Source organism: Peribacillus frigoritolerans (assembly GCF_004358755.1).
Taxonomy (GTDB): Bacteria; Bacillota; Bacilli; order Bacillales; family Bacillaceae; genus Bacillus_P.
Map to the genome: position 1 here is coordinate 984653 of NZ_SMZY01000002.1, position 19989 is coordinate 1004641.

At 40.2% G+C, this 19989-nt stretch carries 23 protein-coding genes; 10 read left to right on the top strand and 13 right to left on the bottom strand.

Annotated elements, in window-relative coordinates:
- Positions 1-121: 121 nt before the first annotated feature.
- Entirely contained in the window at positions 122-772 is a 651-nt protein-coding gene (locus E2R53_RS12225; RefSeq protein ID WP_133312009.1) for a phosphatase PAP2 family protein, read from the bottom strand.
- A gap of 180 nt (positions 773-952) precedes the next feature.
- Here E2R53_RS12225 and E2R53_RS12230 point away from each other — a divergent pair, with 180 nt between their 5' ends.
- Positions 953-2107, top strand: coding sequence for an amidohydrolase (locus E2R53_RS12230; protein ID WP_133312275.1), 1155 nt, complete (start codon positions 953-955; stop codon positions 2105-2107).
- 39 nt (positions 2108-2146) lie between these two features.
- Here E2R53_RS12230 and E2R53_RS12235 read toward each other — a convergent pair whose 3' ends face one another.
- From E2R53_RS12235 to E2R53_RS12245, 3 genes are read right to left on the bottom strand one after another with little or no spacing between them, the layout of a single operon-like run.
- A complete protein-coding gene (locus E2R53_RS12235) occupies positions 2147-2851 on the bottom strand; it encodes an EcsC family protein (RefSeq protein WP_133312276.1) in 705 nt (234 codons plus the stop codon).
- 23 nt (positions 2852-2874) lie between these two features.
- Positions 2875-4104, bottom strand: coding sequence for an ABC transporter permease (locus E2R53_RS12240; RefSeq protein WP_133312010.1), 1230 nt, complete (start codon positions 4102-4104; stop codon positions 2875-2877).
- Positions 4091-4837, bottom strand: coding sequence for an ABC transporter ATP-binding protein (locus E2R53_RS12245; RefSeq protein WP_133312011.1), 747 nt, complete (start codon positions 4835-4837; stop codon positions 4091-4093). The genes E2R53_RS12240 and E2R53_RS12245 overlap by 14 nt, the downstream gene beginning before the upstream one ends.
- Positions 4838-5666: 829 nt before the next feature.
- On the opposite strand from E2R53_RS12245, the gene E2R53_RS12250 reads away from it, so the two are divergent.
- The 3 genes from E2R53_RS12250 to E2R53_RS12260 all read left to right on the top strand — a co-directional run bounded on the left by E2R53_RS12250 (position 5667) and on the right by E2R53_RS12260 (position 7941).
- Positions 5667-6089: an HIT family protein gene (locus E2R53_RS12250; protein ID WP_133312277.1), complete on the top strand. Its 423-nt coding sequence runs from the start codon at positions 5667-5669 to the stop codon at positions 6087-6089.
- 135 nt (positions 6090-6224) lie between these two features.
- Complete coding sequence (gene serC / locus E2R53_RS12255) at positions 6225-7301, top strand: 3-phosphoserine/phosphohydroxythreonine transaminase (RefSeq protein ID WP_133312012.1); 1077 nt, start codon at positions 6225-6227, stop codon at positions 7299-7301.
- A gap of 118 nt (positions 7302-7419) precedes the next feature.
- Entirely contained in the window at positions 7420-7941 is a 522-nt protein-coding gene (locus tag E2R53_RS12260) for a tryptophan transporter (RefSeq protein ID WP_133312013.1), read from the top strand.
- A 60-nt stretch (positions 7942-8001) separates the two neighbouring features.
- Here the strand turns inward: E2R53_RS12260 and E2R53_RS12265 are convergent, their stop codons facing one another.
- Positions 8002-8193, bottom strand: a complete 192-nt coding sequence (locus E2R53_RS12265) for a hypothetical protein (RefSeq protein WP_133312014.1) — start codon at positions 8191-8193, stop codon at positions 8002-8004.
- 158 nt (positions 8194-8351) lie between these two features.
- Here E2R53_RS12265 and E2R53_RS12270 point away from each other — a divergent pair, with 158 nt between their 5' ends.
- Together E2R53_RS12270 and E2R53_RS12275 are read left to right on the top strand one after the other, a co-directional pair.
- Entirely contained in the window at positions 8352-8708 is a 357-nt protein-coding gene (locus tag E2R53_RS12270) for a YtxH domain-containing protein (protein WP_133312015.1), read from the top strand.
- Positions 8709-8909: 201 nt separating this feature from the next.
- On the top strand, positions 8910-9506 hold the full coding sequence (locus tag E2R53_RS12275; protein ID WP_165970968.1) for an HTH-type transcriptional regulator Hpr: 597 nt from the start codon (positions 8910-8912) through the stop codon (positions 9504-9506).
- On the opposite strand, the gene E2R53_RS12280 is transcribed toward E2R53_RS12275, so the two are convergent.
- Complete coding sequence (locus tag E2R53_RS12280; RefSeq protein ID WP_375142480.1) at positions 9493-9780, bottom strand: DUF1878 family protein; 288 nt, start codon at positions 9778-9780, stop codon at positions 9493-9495. The two genes, E2R53_RS12275 and E2R53_RS12280, sit on opposite strands and share 14 nt — an antisense overlap.
- Before the next feature lie 265 nt (positions 9781-10045).
- On the opposite strand from E2R53_RS12280, the gene E2R53_RS12285 reads away from it, so the two are divergent.
- Positions 10046-10585 (top strand): DUF3267 domain-containing protein, encoded by a 540-nt coding sequence (locus tag E2R53_RS12285; protein ID WP_165970969.1) that lies wholly within the window; start codon positions 10046-10048, stop codon positions 10583-10585.
- Positions 10586-10849: 264 nt separating this feature from the next.
- Positions 10850-11029: a hypothetical protein gene (locus E2R53_RS12290; protein ID WP_070879396.1), complete on the top strand. Its 180-nt coding sequence runs from the start codon at positions 10850-10852 to the stop codon at positions 11027-11029.
- Between the two features lie 93 nt (positions 11030-11122).
- Here E2R53_RS12290 and E2R53_RS12295 read toward each other — a convergent pair whose 3' ends face one another.
- Together E2R53_RS12295 and E2R53_RS12300 are read right to left on the bottom strand one after the other, a co-directional pair.
- Complete coding sequence (locus E2R53_RS12295) at positions 11123-11203, bottom strand: YjcZ family sporulation protein (RefSeq protein ID WP_101567585.1); 81 nt, start codon at positions 11201-11203, stop codon at positions 11123-11125.
- A gap of 118 nt (positions 11204-11321) precedes the next feature.
- Entirely contained in the window at positions 11322-11408 is an 87-nt protein-coding gene (locus E2R53_RS12300; protein WP_083328378.1) for a YjcZ family sporulation protein, read from the bottom strand.
- Between the two features lie 177 nt (positions 11409-11585).
- Between E2R53_RS12300 and E2R53_RS12305 the strand changes: the two genes are divergently transcribed.
- Entirely contained in the window at positions 11586-12455 is an 870-nt protein-coding gene (locus E2R53_RS12305; protein WP_070879395.1) for a peptidylprolyl isomerase, read from the top strand.
- 40 nt (positions 12456-12495) lie between these two features.
- Here the strand turns inward: E2R53_RS12305 and E2R53_RS12310 are convergent, their stop codons facing one another.
- The 5 genes from E2R53_RS12310 to E2R53_RS12330 all read right to left on the bottom strand — a co-directional run bounded on the left by E2R53_RS12310 (position 12496) and on the right by E2R53_RS12330 (position 19515).
- Positions 12496-12687 carry a sporulation YhaL family protein gene (locus tag E2R53_RS12310; RefSeq protein WP_070879394.1) on the bottom strand — a complete coding sequence of 64 codons (192 nt, stop codon included), beginning with the start codon at positions 12685-12687 and terminating at the stop codon, positions 12496-12498.
- A 292-nt stretch (positions 12688-12979) separates the two neighbouring features.
- Complete coding sequence (gene yhaM / locus E2R53_RS12315; RefSeq protein WP_133312278.1) at positions 12980-13924, bottom strand: 3'-5' exoribonuclease YhaM; 945 nt, start codon at positions 13922-13924, stop codon at positions 12980-12982.
- A gap of 76 nt (positions 13925-14000) precedes the next feature.
- Entirely contained in the window at positions 14001-15215 is a 1215-nt protein-coding gene (locus E2R53_RS12320; protein ID WP_133312019.1) for an MFS transporter, read from the bottom strand.
- 37 nt (positions 15216-15252) lie between these two features.
- Positions 15253-18276, bottom strand: a complete 3024-nt coding sequence (locus E2R53_RS12325) for an ATP-binding protein (RefSeq protein WP_133312020.1) — start codon at positions 18274-18276, stop codon at positions 15253-15255.
- Positions 18277-18285: 9 nt separating this feature from the next.
- Entirely contained in the window at positions 18286-19515 is a 1230-nt protein-coding gene (locus tag E2R53_RS12330; protein ID WP_133312021.1) for a metallophosphoesterase family protein, read from the bottom strand.
- Between the two features lie 57 nt (positions 19516-19572).
- Here E2R53_RS12330 and E2R53_RS23270 point away from each other — a divergent pair, with 57 nt between their 5' ends.
- Positions 19573-19710: a hypothetical protein gene (locus tag E2R53_RS23270; RefSeq protein ID WP_165970970.1), complete on the top strand. Its 138-nt coding sequence runs from the start codon at positions 19573-19575 to the stop codon at positions 19708-19710.
- Positions 19711-19989 lie beyond the last annotated feature (279 nt).

The window sequence follows — 19989 nt, forward strand, 5'->3', positions numbered from 1 at the left end:
AGAATGGAAAAAAAGTCCCATGTAACAATCCAGCGTTTTTATCCACCAAAGCAACCTCCTAAAAAACAAAAACAGGCACTCGTATAATAAGAAGTGCCTGTTTTATTTAGTCTCTGAGACGTCAAATAGAAACGCCGCTCTTTTTGCTTCTTCCGGCAGTAAGAATTTCATTCACTTTGTCATAGACCGCAATCACAAGGATTAAACAAATCAGACCAATGAGATATCCTCCCGCCACATCAGATAAAAAATGAGCATTCGTGGCAACTCTGTTCATGCCAATCAGCAGCATCAGCATGCACACAGCAGCGTAAAGCCATCTTCTTACAGCTGCTGACGCTATTTTCCCTGCCAGCAAATAGATTAAAAATCCATAAAAAAGAACACCGACCATCGCATGCCCGCTTGGAAAACTAAAGCCTTCTTCAATATGCAGCGGTTCAAGAGGGCGTTCACGCCCAAAAAAGTTTTTTAGAGCTTTGTTCAGGAGGTCTCCCAAATATACAGCCAGTACAATCATAAACGGCTGAAGAATATGTTTATATAAAAGTCCGAGTAAGATAATGGCAAGAGCCAGTAAGCTTATGATCCCTGTTTTAGAAGCCAGGAAACCTATCCCATCCACGATAGAGAGCAGCAAATCTGAATGGTGAACCCATGATACTGCCTCCCGCGCAGCTGCATCTGCCCGCTTTGTAAATTCAGAATCCATAGAGAAGATAATGCATATTGTGAGAATAAGAAAACAAGCAAGCAAATACCCTTTTTTCATCTTTTAGCCCCTTCCAAACTTTATTCTTGTAATTTTCAAACAATTTCTCTAGAATTTATTGTAATATCTGCATTTATTTTATCTTATTAATGATTTGGTGAATAGAAGCCTTCGAAAAAGAAAGGATGAAAAATTTTGTATACTGACATATGTTCAGATTTAGATGCGAGTTTTGAAGAAATGGTGGAGATCAGACGCTACCTTCATATGCATCCCGAGGTTTCCTTCCAGGAATTCAAAACGGCAGCCTACATCGCCGAGTTTTACCATAAGCTTGGCATCGAAACAAAAACAGGTGTCGGCGGTAACGGGGTCGTTGCTGTTATTAAAGGAGATTTGCCCGGAAAGACCATTGCTCTTCGGGCCGATTTTGACGCATTGCCTATCGGGGATGAAAAGGATGTTCCTTATAAGTCGACTGTGCCGGGTGTGGCTCATGCCTGCGGCCACGATGGCCACACTGCCACATTACTTGTACTTGCCAAGGTATTACATAAACACCGACATACGCTTGAAGGCAGCGTAGTATTTATTCACCAGCATGCTGAAGAATATGCACCGGGCGGAGCAGTTTCCATGATTGAAGATGGCTGCTTAGAAGGTGTTGATGTCATTTTCGGGACTCATTTATGGGCAAGCGAACCAGCAGGAAAAATTCAGTACCGGGTCGGCCCGATCATGGCTGCCGCCGACCGCTTCCAGATTACCATTAATGGAAAGGGCGGACATGGTGCACAGCCTCACAAAACGAAAGATGCCGTCGTCATCGGCTCCCAGCTTGTCATGAACCTGCAGCAGATTGTGAGCAGAAAGGTAGATCCTGTTCATTCTGCAGTCGTCTCTGTAGGATCTTTTGTGGCTGAAAATCCGTTTAATGTCATCGCAGATTCAGCTGTGCTGATTGGAACGGTCAGGACATTTGATGAAGAGGTGCGCACTTTGATTGAGGAAGAAATTGAACGTGTGGTCAAGGCTTCCTGTGCCCTTTATGACGCTGACTACGAATATCAGTTCGAGAGAGGCTACCCGGCTGTTGTTAATCACCGCGAGGAAACCGAGCAGCTTGCTGAGCTTGCATCAAAGGTTCCCGGTGTCCAGATTGTTGAAGAAAGTCCAATGCAAATGGGCGGCGAAGACTTTGCTTATTATCTGCAGCATGTTAAAGGAACGTTCTTTTTCACCGGAGCAAAGCCTGCTTACTCTGAAACAGCTTATCCTCACCATCATCCTAAATTCGATATCGATGAAAAAGCAATGCTGATTGCAGCAAAAACACTCAGTTTGGCATTATTGACCTATCAGTCAGAGCACAATGCTGTTGCAATTGAGAAATAAGGATAAGAAAAGAGTGCGATTCTAAAAATCGCACTCTTTTTATATATTCATAATCCGAAGACGGTAACAATTCATAGCCGTTTCTCCTAAATGGCGGACAAGATGATAATTTGCTACTCCTCCTACAACTGCACCAATTCCCGGCATAATCTGCAGCAGCTTGACAAGGTCAATGTGATCTCTGTATTCCTGCTGAAAGGTTTGCCAGTCAATCTCTTTAAGATCATCTTTTCTCAGTTCCCAATTTTCAATCCGTTCGAACGTATTTCTTCGATGTTCGTCACTTGAATAAGCCAATTGAAAGACATAGAGCAAAAACAGTCTCTCCTCATATTGCTTAGGATCAAACCCGTATAAAGTCGCTATTTCAAATAAACATTTCATTTTAATTCCCAGGAGCAAAGGAAAGTCAGCAGCCGAACCGAAAATCCCTCCGGCACCTGTCCCTGCTCCTTCGACGGCAGCAGTTTTTTGGAAGGTGCCGATCGTTTGCCTGACTTTCTTTTCTTTTTCTTCAAGTGTCAGTCCAGCAAGCTTCTTTTCGCTTGTTGTGAGGTTTGACCCCGCAAGTGTTGCCTGCACCATTTTTTTTATGCTTTCTGTAATGATTGCATGAACTTTTTCGGGAATGCGCCCGTTAATCTTCGTTTGTGTTTTTTTAGAAATACGTTCTAACTTAGAGGATTTTCTCAGCAATTTCTTTTTCCACTGAAAAAGATCTTCTTCCAGCTGTTTTTCATAAATCATTTGTATCAGCTGCCTTTATCTTAGAATACGCTGGCATCCATTTTAACCAGCCTTGATTTCACGTAGAGATAAACAAACACATAGGCAAAAATAAATCCTGCTGCAAAAAGAATCAGCGCCGGAACGATATTACCAGAAAGCAGAGCAATCAGAGTTAATATAATATGCTGGCTTAAAATCATGATAAACAGCAGTTTAAGGAATTTCGCTTTTTTATACTTTGGCTGAACCGGATATAAGTCAGGCAGAGCAAGCATGTCGTAATGCTTATAAAGCCCGATCATTTGAATTCCTGTTAAATAAAGAACCAGAATTGCGATTGCAAGCACACTTAACTGATTAGTTGGGATAATATAGAGAACAATTCCTCCTATGATTGTCAGCCGCAAAAAGATGCCCAGATAATCATTTGAGCGGAAAAATGCTCTTGTATATAAATAACTGTAGATGCTTTCCTGTCTGTACTTTATAAACGCAAGGAATCCATCTAAATACTTTCTGCGCTTTGCTTTTTTCTTGAGCTTTGGGACATCTGTAAAAAGGTTAGCAACCCTGTAGAAGGATTGTTTTTTCTCAAGCTCCAGGTCAATCAGCTTCTCCCACTTGACTCCTTTTGCCTTTGTGGCTTTTTGAAAATAGATGTAAAGCACCGCCATCACACCATACATTACAAATACATATATATAGGCTTTTGACAGCAAGAAGAAAATGGTTAAAGCATTAATAGCAAGCCGGACAATGAAATCATAGATCTTCGCTGAAGGCTCAGTATAAAAAGATATTCTGAAATTCAGCATTAAATTCCAACCTTTTACAAGAAGGATCTGCATACAGATGACCAGGTAGTCTGTACCAGCCAAGTTCTCAGCCCTGAAGAGCATAGGGGCGAGTACTAATGCTGCTATCAAAAACACATACAGCTGGCTGAAGAAACTGTAAACAAGGGCTTTTTGAAAGTAGCCGGCCATTTTTTCTTCCAGCGGCAAAAGAAAAACCAAATCAGGTTCTTTTAAAAGTGTCCGAATACTCGATGCCGTAATAATCAGCGCAAATACAGCCGTTAAGATCGCCAGTGCAGGGAAGTCATCAGGCATTGTTTTCAGCCATTCCTGGTAAGAAAGAGCACCGCCTGCTCCCAAAAATACAAGAACAAAAATTAAATGGTCATTGAACATATATTTTGTATAAGACTGCACTTCTTTCATGTGAGCCTCTAACCGGGTTCTCCAAATTTGATCAATGCTGCTCATTTTGATCTTCCTTCGTCAGCTGAATATACAAATCATCAAGAGTTGCGTCCATCATTCCAAACTCCGTACGCAGCTCCTCGAGCGTCCCTTTTGCTCTGATTTTTCCGTTATGTAAAATAATAAATGCATCACAGTAGCGTTCTGCTGTTGCTAAAATATGCGTTGACATTAAAATTCCAGCTCCGTCTTTCTTTGCTTTGTTCATCATTTCAAGCAGCGCATTAATTGCCAGCGGATCTAACCCCACGAATGGCTCGTCAATGATGTACAGCTCGGGCTCAACTAAAAACGCACACATAATCATGACTTTTTGCTTCATGCCTTTTGAAAAATGACTTGGGAACCATTTTAGTCTTTTTTCCATTCTGAATTCAGACAGCAATGGCTGAAGCCGCTGTTTAAATGTTTCCTGACTTAGTCCATACGCCATCGCCGTAAGCTCCAAATGTTCATAAAGCGTTAATTCCTCATAAAGAATGGGTGTTTCAGGAATAAATGAAAATTGGCTGCGGTATTCAGTCGGCTTATTCTGAAAAGAAATGCCGTTAATGGCAATTTCGCCTTTATGCGGCTCCATTAACCCGATCACATGGCGGATAGTTGTGCTTTTACCCGCGCCATTCAAACCAATCAGACCGACAATTTGGTGCTTTTCAATTTCAAACGATATATCTTTCAAGACGGGATTACGCGTGTATCCCCCAGTCAGGTGATTTACTTTTAATAAGCTCATGTTTACTTCCCTTCACCGTTTTCTTTTATTTTAACAAATCATTTGATACTTTTGCTAATTTGCGATGCATAATCAATTCTTTTCCGGACATCATAATGAGTGTAGAGGAAAGCAGCTGTCACAGACATTCAGTTCAAATGAGGTGTGTGTCAAAGACAGTTTATGTTAAGGAATCCATGAGTAAGTTAACATTGAAAAAAATGATGATCCATTACCATTTCGAGATGAGGTGTCTACGGGCCGTTACTTTTTGTAATAGATGCTCCTATATAAATTCATTTTTGAATGAGGTGTTCGTCAAAGACCGTTTACTGATTTGTTAAGAGTTTATCCTTTAGGTGATTTTCTTAACTAGGAGATGGTTGCTTTGTACAATGTTAGTCAATTCACTCTTTTTTAACCTTCATTTCCAAGCAAATGAGGGAGATGACAAAGAGTTTTGCGAGCCTTATCTTTAAGCTGCGCCAGTTTGCTTTCCTCTTCAGGACAGGATGATCCTTGTGATCATCCTGTTTTTCTTTTTATCTCGCATAGATGTTTTTGATTATAAATGTTGTCCGTTCCTTTCCGCTCCAGGAACTTGCTTTCCGCGGGGAGCATGGGAGCCTCCTCGGCTTTGCCTGTGGGGTCTTCATTTTGCTCTATTTCCCGCAGGAGTCATGTTCCTTCCGCTGCAATCCACTTAAGTTTTTTTACATTTAGTCCAATAGGAATAATAATTACGAAAAGAACCGCCCATTGATGTCTGGCTCCGGCAATTTAATCCTCCGATGATTTATGGTAAAATACGGTTAAGATCCAGTTTAAATTGAGAAAGGGATGAAACATGATGAGCGGATGTATTTTCTGTAAAATTGTGAACGGAGAGATTCCAAGCGCTAAGGTTTTTGAAAACGAACATGTGGTAGCTTTTCTGGATATCAGTCAAGTGACAAAAGGACATACACTGGTTATTCCGAAAGTACATAAAGAAAATATTTACGAACTTACACCTGACATTGCTCGCAATGTGTTTGAAGTTGTTCCCAAAATCGCAAATTCGATAAAAAAACAATTCGAGCCAATCGGCATGAATATCCTTAATAATAACGGCGAAAAAGCCGGACAATCAGTGTTTCACTATCATATGCACCTGATTCCGCGCTACGGAAAAGGCGATGGATTTGGCGCTGTATGGAAAACACATACGGAAGAATATACACCTGAAGACTTAAAGCAAATCGCATCATCCATTCAAGAAGGCTTGCTCTAATCCCGCATTTTGCGGGTTTTTTTGTTCTTTTTACTATTTTTCAAAAATTCCGACTCTAACTCTCCTTTTCATGTTAGGATAATGAAATAGAAATTTAATCAATCAGCGCAACAAAGTAAGGAGTGTTATTTACCCATGAAAAGAACGTATAACTTTAACGCAGGACCAGCAGCAATACCTCTTGCCGTTTTGGAGAAAGCGCAAAGCGAATTAGTTAATTTTAACGGAACAGGCATGTCAGTCATGGAGCTCAGCCACAGAAGCAAACCTTACGAAGAAGTTCACAGCCGCGCAGCTTCTTTATTAAAAGAGCTGATGGATATTCCAGAAGAGTATGATGTCCTGTTCCTTCAAGGCGGTGCAAGCCTGCAGTTTGCCATGATTCCAATGAATTTTTTAAAAAGCGATTCTCCCGCCCATTTCATAATGAGCGGAGTTTGGTCTGAAAAAGCACAATCAGAAGCAGGAAAAATAGGCAAAACAGCAATTATTGCCTCAACTAAAGAAGATCGTTATACATATATTCCGAAAAGCTTTGAAGATCCAGCAGAAGGAAGCTATGTACACTTAACTTCAAATAATACAATTTACGGCACGCAGTGGAAAACCTTCCCTACAACAAAACTGCCGTTAATTGCTGACATGTCAAGCGACATCATGAGCAGGGAAATTGATGTCAGTCGTTTCTCGCTTATTTATGCAGGAGCTCAAAAAAACCTCGGCCCTTCAGGTGTAACCGTGGTAATTGTTAAAAAAGAAATGCTTGAGAATGCAAATGAGGGAATTCCTGCTATTTTAAAATACAGCACGCATTCAAAGCAGAATTCACTGTACAATACACCTCCGACATTTGCGATTTACATGCTTTCCCTTGTTCTGGAATGGATCAAGAAAACTGGGGGTTTAAAAGCAATGGAAGAACTGAATGAGAAGAAAGCGAGCCTGCTTTATTCTTGCATCGATCAAAGCAGCGGATTTTATAAAGGGCATGCTGAAAAGGACAGCAGATCAGCAATGAATGTGACTTTCACTCTAAAAAATGAAGAGTTAACAAAGGCTTTTCTAAAAGAATCCATTGAAAAAGGCTTTTCAGGTCTGGCCGGACACCGGTCAATTGGCGGATGCAGAGCTTCCATTTATAACGCAGTGCCGCTAGAAGCCTGCGAGGCACTTGCTGAATTCATGACTGAATTTCAGAAAAAGCACACATAATTTTTTTTACAAGGTCAGAAATACCTGTTATACTATTTTGTAAGTTCTCCCGCAATAAGACACAGGTCATTATTGGGGAGTTCCAAAAATAAGAGCTTAGTCTGAGGAGAGTTGAGAAATGAATACAAAAGTATTAGTTGTTTTATCTTTGTTTGTCGCAATGGGGCTTGCTTTACACGGAATTATCCCGCCATTTTTTAATGGGATGAAGCCGGATATGATGCTCACTATGATGTTCTTAGGCATCCTGCTGTTCCCTCACATTCGCAATGTGTTTTTACTTGGAGCGGTTACGGGCGTGCTGTCCGGATTAACTACCAGTTTTCCAGGCGGTCTTCTGCCGAATGTCATTGATAAATTTGTGACTGCATTTGTTTTTTATCTTTTAGTCATTGTGATTAAGAAATTTGCCGCATCAACTGCAGGAGCAGGAATCCTGACAGCGGTCGGCACACTGATTTCCGGTACTGTTTTTCTGACAGCCGCACTATTCATTGTCGGACTTCCAGGCGGTGCAGGTTTTACGGCGTTATTCATCGCAGTTGTTTTGCCGGCAACAGCCCTTAATACGATCGCAATGGTTTTCATTTATCCGATTGTACAGACAATTATGAAGCGTTCAAACATTGTTGCTCAATAACATAGAAAAAACCCGATCCTAGCCGGTCGGGTTTTTTGTGAAAATCTATGAAAATGAAGCCTATTGGAAAGAATAGAATAAAATGCCGATCAGCAATGCAAGTGTTCCGCCTCCTGCAAGTACAGCAGCTTTTTGGTGAACAACATGCTTAGGCGGATAGGATGCTGATTGCTGCGCAAGTTTGAGGTAATGAAAAGCACCTATAAAAAAAAGCAAGCTTAAGATAAAAAATAGAAAGATGACGCCAGCCAAGCTCCTCCCCCCTTTTACTCATATCTATGCAAAGGCATCATAAGCTATGAATAAAACAGCGTTTATCTATCCTAACAGCGGGTACTTATATAAGTAGGACTTTCCTGTTTATTGCTTTTAAAAATACATACAATTCTTCTCAAATGGAGTGATACCCTATGGCAAAAGGAAAATCATTAATGACTGGTCTTTTAGTCGGGAGCGTTATCGGAGGTCTAGCAACAATCCTCTCCGCGCCTTCTTCCGGAAAAGATTTGCGCAGTCAGTTAAAACAAAATAAACAAAAATTAGAAGATATTTTAGTTCAGCTTAAAGATGACAGTGTCTCGCTTAAAGATCAAGTGGTTAAAACCGCTCAAGAAAGTGCTGCTGTTTTAAAAGATGTAGCATCAGACCTTCAAAAATCCATTCAAACCTGGCAGGAAGAAATTGAACCTCATAAAAATGAGCTTCAAAAAGAAATAAATGAAATCGAACAGAAAATCAAAGAATTAGAACAAACTCTAAACAAATAGAATATTTTTGTAGACAAAGCAATTCACTTGTACGAGCGGCAGATTATCTCACATGCCGCTCTTTTTTTCATCCAAAAAAACAACGCTTTTCCTATGCTTTTAAGATTTATTTAAAAATTTTGTAAATTTAATCTTTATTAATCTTTATTTTATTGGCATAATAGAATATAAGAGCAAAAGAGAAAAAGTAGGTGACTGGGGATGAAACGTAACGAACAGGATTATTCTATAAAAGAAGCGCTTTTATTCAGCCAGAGAATCGCGCAGCTCAGCAAAGCTTTGTGGAAATCCATCGAAAAAGACTGGCAGCAATGGATTAAGCCCTATGATTTGAATATCAATGAGCATCACATCTTATGGATTGCATATCATTTAAAGGGTGCTTCGATTTCAGAGATTGCTAAATTTGGAGTGATGCACGTATCAACTGCATTCAACTTTTCAAAGAAGCTTGAAGAGAGAGGCTATCTTGAGTTTTCGAAAAAGCAGAATGACAAACGCAATACGTACATTCAGCTGACGGAACAGGGCGAAGAAATTTTGCTGAAGCTTTTAGAAGACTATGATCCAAGCAGAAACGCTGTGTTTAAAGGCGCTCTGCCGCTTCAAAATTTGTATGGGAAATTCCCTGAAATTATGGAAATGATGTGTATCATACGAAACATATACGGAGATGACTTTATGGAGATCTTCGAACATTCCTTTACGAATATTGAGAAGGAATTTGTTGAGGAAAACCGGAAGCTTAAAAAACGGGAAGAACCTGCTCCTGAAACGGCTTCAGCTATTTCCGAATAATTTTTTTGAATTCTGTCATCAGCGGCACATACATTCCCTGCTTATGCAAAGCAAGAATCGTATCATTAACTGGAAGCTTATGGTTAAGCTGTCCGGCGAAAAGAGTAAGGAGACTCATGTAATCGAGGAGTCCTTGCTCTTTTTGTTCTGCAAGCATTTTCTCAAGCTCCGCGCAAATACGGTGAATGTCCTCAATTTCTTCAGCAGATAAACCTGTATTCATGACAGACAGATAAAAAGGGTATTGATCCGCGTCGACCATCTTTACAAGCAACCTCTGGTAGTACTCCAAATTTGCTATTCGTTTTTCCAAGGATTCCACTAAGGTTCACTTCTTTCATTCTTCTTCGTTTATTTATTTTAAATCATTCTTCCCTTTTTCGAAAGTTTCTTATTTTGTAAAACTTTACTTATTTCATTTTAACCGTTTACACGTGAAATTTCATATTGCTTTTTCCAACTGAACATCGTAAAGTATGTAGGGACTTGACCATTCGTGCATCTGCATGAACATTTATAACTTTCGGACGGTGATTGAAATGAATTGCTGGAAAACCATTAATCTTTCAAAAGATTATGGATTCCATAGACTTTTTATAGTCTCTGTATTAACGATGATGATTACCTTTATTAGCATATATTTACCGCTTGTGGTCGTTTTTCCTTCTATCCATTTGAAAGAAGATCATTTTTTCTTATTGCTTCTGTTTATTATATGCATCGTGCCATGTCACAAACTGCTTCATGCTATGCCTTTATGGATGTACGGTTACCGCGTATCCCTCAAACTGAAATTCCAGTCATACATGCCGATTCTTTTTTTGAAGACTAACTGTAATGTAAGCAAAGCAAGTATGACGCTTTCGCTTCTAACACCTTTTATCATTGTCACGGCGGTTATGATCGCTGGACTCATGCATTTCCCTGCATATTTGCACTACTTTTGCCTGGGAATCGCCTTTCATACCGGCTTGTGTGTGACTGATTTTATTTTTTTGAGCCAGCTTTCCAAAGCGCCGAAAGCATGTTTCATTGAAGAAGCCGATGAAAGCTTTGAAATTCTTTTTCAAAAGTATTAGAAAAAATACTTTGCGTATTGTATGACTGCTGATTCATAAAGAATATGATATGCTGCTATAAATAAGAAAAGCCGTTTAGCGCAGGCATGACTGAACGGATCCGCTCGCCATCGAAGCGCAAAATTTTATACTTTCTTATCTAATAAGAAAAGCCTCTCATTCAGGAGAAGCTTTTCTTTTGCTATTTATTAGGAGTCATTGCTATCTTTTTCATCATTTTTTTGGTAATGTAATATGTATCAGTGAGGAGAGGGGGAATCTCATATGATAGCTTTTTTCATTTTGTTTGCCGTGTTCATTTTGTTCTATATAAATAAATTGACCAATACGCTGTGTCTGGTCCGAGAGATTCCTGAAGACCGTCAAACAAAAGTATTCCGGACAATCAACGTCCTGATTACGATTTTATTAGTTTCTTCATACATAGAAATCTTATTTACGTAGATTTCACCATTATAAAAGCTGCGTGCAAACATCCGCACACAGCTTATACAAACATAGCTGACAGGTTTACCTGTCAGCTATGTTTATTTTGGCTTATAGCCAAGCAGCACCAACAATGATCAATAAGATGAACAAAACAACGATTAACGCGAAGCCTCCAGCGTATCCTCCCATAATGACACCTCCTTTTATGCGTCGGTAAGTTATTGTATGCACGATCATCATGTAACGAATAGGCATTTATCATTTGTTTTAAGCGATCTTTTTTTAAAATCTTAGCCCTTATTGCTCCCTAACAAATGTAAGAAGCACCAATAATGATCAACAAAATAAACAACACAACTAGTAAAGCAAAACCGTTCGAGTATCCTCCACTCATGTTAAAACCTCCCTTATCGGCGTTCCATACATCATATGGACGCTTTCTCATTTTGACCTAGACGAATGCCCTGATTACCCTAGTCCTATTGCAAAACTTTTTAGTTCATGGCACAATGTGGTAGTGTTCCAATTATTAGGCAGGCTTTAAATTAAACAGAAGTAGGAGTTGTATCAGATGAAAAGATTTGCTCTTGCATTAGCAGCAGCATCAAGTGTTTTGGCATTAGGCGCATGCAGCAATAATGACAGCGGTTCCGAGGTCATTGCTGAAACGAAAGCAGGCAATGTAACAAAAGACGAATTTTATGAAGCAATGAAAGACCGCTTCGGAAAAGATGTTTTAACAGAGCTTGTACATGAAAGAGTTTTAAGCAAAGAGTACAAAGTTTCTGACGAAGAAGTTAACAAAGAAATTGACAACTTAACTCAGCAATACGGCCCTCAATTTGAAGCAGTCATTCAGCAGCAAGGTGAAAAGACTGTTAAAGATATGGTAAAAGTCGATCTGCTGCGCAAAAAAGCAGCTGAAAAAGAAGTGAAAGTTACAGAAGAAGATACAAAACAATACTACGAAAGCCTAAAAGGCAAAGTACAGGCAAGCCACATCCTTGTTGAAGATGAAAAAACAGCAAAAGAAATTAAAGCCCGACTTGATAAAGGTGAAAAGTTTGAGGATTTAGCGAAGGAAGCTTCTAAAGATCCATCAGGACAAAACGGCGGAGATTTAGGCTGGTTCGGCGAAGGACAAATGGTTCCTGAATTCGAAAAAGCAGCATTTGCTCTTAAAGAAGGCGAAGTAAGCGAGCCTGTAAAATCTGAATTCGGCTATCACATTATTAAAGTAACAAAAACAGTGAAGCCGTATGAAGAAATGAAAAAAGAACTTGAAGCAGATGTTAAAAAACAAAAGACAAGCCAGCCTGATGCTGTTCAGGGAGCATTGGACAAAGCTCTTAAAGAAGCAGATGTAAAGGTGAAAGACAAAGAATTAGAAGATACTTTCAAAGCTCCGGCAGCACCTGCAGCTCCTGCTGAAGGACAATAACAGCAAAACTCCCCCATTTTTATATAAATGGGGGAGTTTTTTACATTTCATCATCTTGATTTTTTCTTCGGATCTCACGTTCTTTAAGCATTCTTTCAATATAAACATTGCCCTCTTTTTCTATATACGCCTCCTCAACAATCTTTTCTTTCCTTGTTGTTGAAAAAGCCATGTAACCGCTGTATAAAATCCCAAGTATGCAGAGGTAAACCCACCACGGCAGCAAGATCATTCCCGCTTCCCCCTTTTCATTGACAAGCCCTTTACTGCACTATATGAGCTTGTTTCATGATTTATACATCTAATTCTGAGATCTTAAACAGTCAATTTAAGCATTTTACTACGAGGCTCTTTTTTACAGTTTGTTGCTATTAGAATGTATAAACCATGAGTGTATTTCAGCGGAAGGCAAGTGCCTGCATCGGAGATCCAACGGATGAATGGATAACCAAAAATATCAATCAATGTGAAAGATCCTGCACTAAAGAAAAAATCCTTCCATTTCAAAATGGAAGGATTCAATATTATTGATGAAATGTAGGTTTATAAAACGATCGATTATCAAGTGCAAAAACTCGTTCCGTATACTCACCGGGCTTCACTCGCTCTAGTGCTCGGTCAAGCATGTTCATTTTCGCATCGAGATTATCAATATAATGCAGAATTTCGGCTTCTTTGATCAGCGGAGGCTTAGGGCTTCCCCACTCTGCTTTTCCATGATGACTGAGGACCAGGTGCTGAAGAATCACGATTTCTTCACCCTCAATACCTAAATGTTCGGCTGCTTTGGCAATTTCATTTACCATGATAGATATATGGCCGATCAGGTTTCCCTCTACTGTATAAGTAGTGCCAATAGGTCCTGAGAGTTCAGTTACCTTCCCAAGGTCGTGCAGAATGACTCCTGCATAAAGCAAATCCGTATCAAGACTTGGATATAAAGCTGCAATGGACTTTGCTAAATCAAGCATGGAAACAACATGATAAGCTAATCCGGAAACAAATTCGTGATGATTTTTTGTTGCAGCCGGATATTCAAGGAATTCACTTTGATGCTTTTTCATGAGATACCTTGTTACGCGCTGAATGTTGGGGTTTTTCATTTCGAAAATATATTGTGTGACTTTTTCCATCATTTCTTCTTGTCCGACCGGAGCTGTTTCAAGAAAATCAGAAATTTTCACGTTATCTGTGCTTGAGGCAGTTCGGATATTGCGGATCTTAAGCTGATTTCGTCCGCGGTAGTGATGAATATCACCATATATCTTAACAATGCTTTGTGAACTGTAGGATACCTCATCTTCTGGACCCGCATCCCATAGCTTTGCTTCAATCTCACCTGATTGATCCTGAAGAATTAATGTTAAAAACGGTTTTCCGTTACTGGCTATTCCCTTAGTCGATGATTTAACAAGCAGAAAGACATCTGCTTGCTCTCCTACCTCGTAATGATTTATTCCTTTTGTCATCATTAAAACGGTCCCTCCCAAATTGCCTCATTATCCTGAGTATAGCATAATTTCCATCTATTTTTCCTGACTTCAGCTATGCTGACAAATCTGCATAGTGTCTCCTTGAAATCCACACCTTCGTTGAAATCAGTGCAGCAAGCATAACCGCAGCACCAATATAATATGGAAGGTTGATTTGATATTCAAAAACGAAACCCGCCAAAATGGGGCCTGCTACATTTCCAAGACTCATAAATGAATTATTAAGCCCCATCACCATACCTTGCTTGCTTCCTGCTAATTTTGAGATAAACGTATTTAAAGAAGGTCTCAAAATGGAATTTCCCAAAAAGAAGATAGAGGTTGTCAATAGAACGGTGGTGAAAGAATTCGCAAATGTCATGATGACAAACCCAAATGCACTCAGCAAAAGAGCAGAGGTCACAACCCGTTCATCCCCGAATTTAGCCACAAGCCTTCCAACGACGGCTCCTTGTGTAATCGTTCCTACAATCCCTGTTATAAGAATGATCAGACCGACTTCCTGCGGTCCGTAACCAAAGCGCTCTAATGCATAGAAGCCAAAGATCGCCTGAAATATCGTTAGGGCAAAACTCATCATAAAGACAAGGATCAGCAAAAAGCCAACAGGACTTTGAAGAGCTTTTTTGATTAAGACAAATTGATTTTCACGTTTCTCATTTTCAGCAATGGTTTGCTCCATCGCCTCTTTTGACAAGGACTCCGGCAAAACGAAGACTGATACAATTCCGGCAAGTGTTGCTGCAATACCGGCAAATAGAAATGGAAAAGAAAGACTGAATTCAGCCAGCCAGCCGCCGATCCCCGGGCCAACTACAATGCCGAGCCCCATTGCGGCGCCTAAATACCCCATCCCCTGCCCGCGTTTTTCAGGTGTGGTTACATCAGAAACGTATGCCATTGCGCTCGGCATGATCGCAGCACCGAATATACCTGCAATCATCCTTGATAAAAACAGCATCCATAAATCCGTTGCAAAAGCGAAAATAAATTCAGCTGCCGCAAATCCAAATAGTCCAAGCGTTATCAGCGGTTTCCTGCCAATTCTGTCAGATAACCGCCCCCATATCGGAGCGAAAAAAAACTGCATGAATGCAAATACAGCTACCAGAAATCCAAGTGTTGCTGCATCTGCTCCGAATTTTTCAACATAAAACGGCAGAATCGGGATGACTAAGCCGATGCCCACCATAATAATAAATAAGTTAAAGCTCAGTAAAAAGAGCGGTTTGCCAAGAGGCTTTTTCTCATGTGTAATTTGCTGCATGACTTACTTCCTTTCAGGTACCTTTCGTCAGTTCATTTTACAATAATCTCTGTCCAATAGATACTTGTTTTGCAGCTTGGTCCAAAGCTTTTAAATCAAGAATTTGTTCTTCTTTAAACAGCGGCAGAAGGTGCTCCTGGCAAGTAAAGAAAATAATCTGATGCTGCTTTGAAAATTCCTCAAGCAGTGACAGCACTTGTTTCGTCCGGTCAAAATCAAAATTCACAAAACCATCATCAATAATAATCGGCAGGCCCTGATCACTGCTCAAATGACGGGCAAGAGACAGCCTAAGGGAAATATATAATTGTTCTGCTGTTGCCTGTGAAAGCTCATTTGCTGCAAACCGGTTTCCATCAGCTTTTTCTACAAGTAATGTTTGTTCTGAATCAGGCAAAAAGATTTTTCTGTATTGGTGATTCGTCATTATAGAAAAAAAGTGCTCTGCCCCTTCCAATACTTTTGGAAGTCTGACCGAGCGGTTAAATTCCACCGTTTTATTCAGCATATTTTTGGCGGCTGCGAGCACGGCCCACTTGTGCGCAAGCTGCTTTACTGCACCTTTTTCAAGCTCATACTTCTGTTTTAGTTCAGAGTAAAGTCCAGATCCCTCAATATTTTGAAGTGCAGCCGTAAGCTCTGCCAGTCTCCTTTGCATGCTGCTTTCCTGTTCAATTGCGCCTTTAAGCTCTTTATCACATAAAAGCTTTTCTTCTTTATAATCGATCAGAAAATCCAGCTTTCCATCTTTGAGCAAATGCTTTTTAGCCTGGAGCTGCTGCTGAATCCAGTTTAATTTTTGCTCTAATGATCTTCTGTTGTTCTCTTCCTCAGCCTTTTTACGGAAATCTTCGGCATCAGCTGAATTGGATAAATGGAAAAGCTCTTTTTTCTTCTCAGAAAGAAGGCTGAGATCTGCTTCAATTTTTGCTAATCGATGTTCGGCATCGGCTATTTTTTCTAAAGTCATAAGCTGCCTGCTCTGCTTTTCAATTGAATCTTGGAGAGCAGCAGACAAATGCCGCATTCCTTCATTCAAATCAGTCTTTTGGTCAAATCCGCATTTTTCACATACACCTTCCAGCTGTTTTTCATAAGCAGAAAGTGCAGATGTCAGCTCTGCAAGTTTCGTTTCAATTTGAGAGCACTCCAGAATATCTTTCTGGAGCTGAAACAATGTTTGCAGAAGATCAGGCAGGGCGAGAGGCGAGAATTCACTGCTCATCCTAAAATCACTGTACGCTTTTTTAGCTTTTCGGTTTAATTGATAAAGGTCCTCTTCCCATTCATCAAAACCGCTGACTGTGCGGTGATACGCTCTTTCATTTTGTGCAAATGTCACTTGCTCAAGCTCATGAGACCGCCTCAGCTGTTCATCCTTCCACAGGATGCCCCTGAGCTCTTCTGTATCTGTATAACCTTGCCCCCTCGACTGTTCAAGCTGACGTTTTAATTCCTCCTGTTTGTCGCGTAAATGAATCAGAAATGCGTCTTCTCCATTATCGTTTTGGAAAAGAAAAAAGAAAACGAGACCAATCAAGCCTAATAGAAACGGCAAGATGAGCCATTGCTGCTCATAGATAATCCAACCGGAACACAAAATAAGCAGAACAGCCGCAGCTGCTTTCATTATGTTCATTTGATTCTTTTTTGATTGGTTCGTCTTGCTTTGTTCATTAATTTTCTTTTCATTGCTCCGATATTCATCTTCTGCTCTTTTTTCATCCAGCACTTGCTGCTGCATGGCTTCCTGCTGTTTCACCTTTTCTTCTAGAAGCTTTCTTTCTTCTGCACCAAGCAGCCCTTTTGCGTAATCTGTTAATCTGTTTTCGCTTTCCTCCAGATTTTCTTTCGCCCGTTCAAACTGCTGATCGAGGAGCTGCTTTCTTTGCTGCAGCTGCTGATAGTCCGACACGATTTCTCTTATTTCTTCTTTGGCTGTTATAGAGGTGTTGATTGAAAGAACAGATTCATCCTCTAAATCCTTCTCAAAAAGCCGTTCTTTTTCTTCTGAAATCTTTCTTGAAAGTGCCCCGTACTTCAGACTGTACTGCTGATGCTGATCTTTTTTCGCATGATAGGCGGAGTTTGTGTCCCTGAGATGCTCGATTTCAGCTTGATTCGAAAGAATCGATTCATTGACACTCATTTGATGTATTGCCTGCTGATGATCTTCTAGCAATCTTACTAGAGAACGCTTTTCAGACAGCAATGGCTCTTCCTTCGCTTCAATCTCATCCATGCGCTTTAATCCATCTGCAGGAAATGCCTGGTTTATCTTTGTTAATTCAGAAAGGATCGACTCTTCTTCAATCCATAATGGAAGAGCATCGATAATTTCAGCAAGCCTTCTTGATTTTGCTTCAAGAAAAGACTTGCTTTCTGTTTTTGCCATAAGCTGACGTTCAATCATTTCTTTTTCTTTCATAAGTTCCTCGTAAGGCTGAATCTGTTCTTTTGCTTTCAGCATGTCGGAATAAAGGGTCTTCAGTCTGCTTAATGCTGCATTAATTTCTGGTTTTTTGCCATTAGGCTTATAAAGGAGTTCTTGTTTTTTCAAAAGGTGATTTTCCGTCTGCAAGAGTGCATCTGTCCCAAGCAAGCCAGATGACAATAAAAACTTTCCGAGTTCATCAGCACTTACTTTGCTTACCTGCTGTATGCCGTGGATATCAAATGAAAAAATAGACTTATACATCGATTTATCAAAGTGAGACAGCATTTGATCAAGAATTTCCCGGCTGCCTGTTTCTCCATTTTCAAAGTACAGCGTAACCTCACCTGCTGCTTTTCCAGGCAATCTCTCAATTTTGACCTTTCCATATTGTTCGGTATCAACAATCAGAGCTCCGCCGTATGTTTTCACTTGCTTAGGTTCATACCTGTTTTCATTTTGAATTTTTGCAGGAAATCCAAATAGGATACTTTGAATGAATGACATAATCGTAGATTTTCCTGCTTCATTTTTCCCGTAAATCACTTGAAAGGCATGGGGATTAAGGGTGAAATTTATGTGATTAAATTGTCCATACCCATAGATATTCAGTTCAATGATTTTCATTTTTTCACCTCACAATCTTCTATGCTTCAAAAGTTCCTGAAACAGCAGGTATTCAGCTTCTCTTTCTATCTGCTGCTGTTCAGCTGAATCAAATGCAGGTATGTGTTTCCTGAATAATGCGTTCTGTTTCAGGGGCAAAACGGCACCCTCAAAATCATCAAAGTTTTTGATAATCTCTGTTAAATCCGCTAAAAAATGAGAATCAAGCTGCAGGGATTCCTTGCTAATCTCAGGCATTGATTCATTGATGATTGAGGAAATCCATACAAAATTCTCACGCCCTGTCTCATCTTCATTCCATTGATCTATTAAATCTTCAAGCACATTTTCTTCCTGAAGCGAATCGTACAGTTCACTTGTACCGCTTATACGAATTGTAACAACACGCGGCTCGTCACCTCTAAGCTGCTGAAGCTGCAGATGCAGGCTGTTAATCCATTCCTCAAAACTTCCTTTAATCTCATTTAAAAGTTCTTCCCACTTCACATCATGGAGAGGCTTAAACGTGTAAGACACGATGCTTTCAGACATGGAAACGAGATAGCATCCTTTATCTCCCGTTTCTTTTCTGTTTCTGCCCTGAATATTGCCTGAATACAGAATCGGCGGCTCACTTTCATGAAGATGCATCCGTTTATGTATATGGCCAAGCGCCCAATAGTCAAACTGTTTTTCAAGCAGGTCGCTGATCAGGAAAGGGGAATATGCATCATGGTCGGTATTGCCCGCAATCGATCCATGAAGCAGTCCGATGTTAAAATCCGCCTCTCCCTGTTTTTTATAGAAAGGTGTCATATTCTCTATGACAGCTCGCTTCGGATAGCTGTATCCATATAAATTGACGGATGTATTTCCGTTTTTCCAGAAAGTTTTACACTCTACTTCTTTGTCTGAAAAAATATGAACATTTTGCGGCCAGCTAAGATCCAGCCATTTCCCGCTCATGTGATCATGATTACCGTGTATGACATATACTTGAATACTGTGCAGCTCAAGCTGTTCAAATGCTTTTTTTAACTTCAGCTGTGCCTTTAAGCTCCTGTCCTCGCCGTCAAATAAATCCCCCGCTATCAATATAAAATCAACCTGTTCGCTGATAGCAAGCTTGATCAAATTGTCCAGAGCAGCAAATGTGCTTTCCTTCAGCCTTTCAAAAATCGTTTCCGGCAGCTGCTGCATTCCGGCAAACGGGCTGTCTATATGTAAATCCGCTGCATGAATAAATCGAATAGGTTCCATCTGCTTTCCTTCCTTTACTTCTCTCTTATTCTATATTGTATCACCTTGGAAATACGAATGCACGTTCTGCACCGAAATGCGGAACCGGCTGTTCAGCGCAGGCAGGCAGATAAGGATCCGACAGAAAAGGCGCTTTTTGCCTTTACTGGCGGAGCCGTTCTGACCGAGGAGTTAGGAGGCGGAGCTGGACAATGAGAAATGCAGTATCGCCCGGTTAGCGCAGGCAGGCAGATAAGGATCCGACAGAAAAGGCGCTTTTTGCCTTTACTGGCGGAGCCATTCTGACCGAGGAGTTAGGAGGTGGAGCTGGACAGCACAAAATACCAAAATCGCCAGCCAGAATTATATAGAATAACAGTTTTTCCACCTTTTATTTATTTGCTCATTCCGCCTATTTTCTTTTCTATCCGCTGAAATATCCTTTTTCAGCCGAAACAGCACATGAGAACTGCTGCAAATCTTCATTCAAAACAA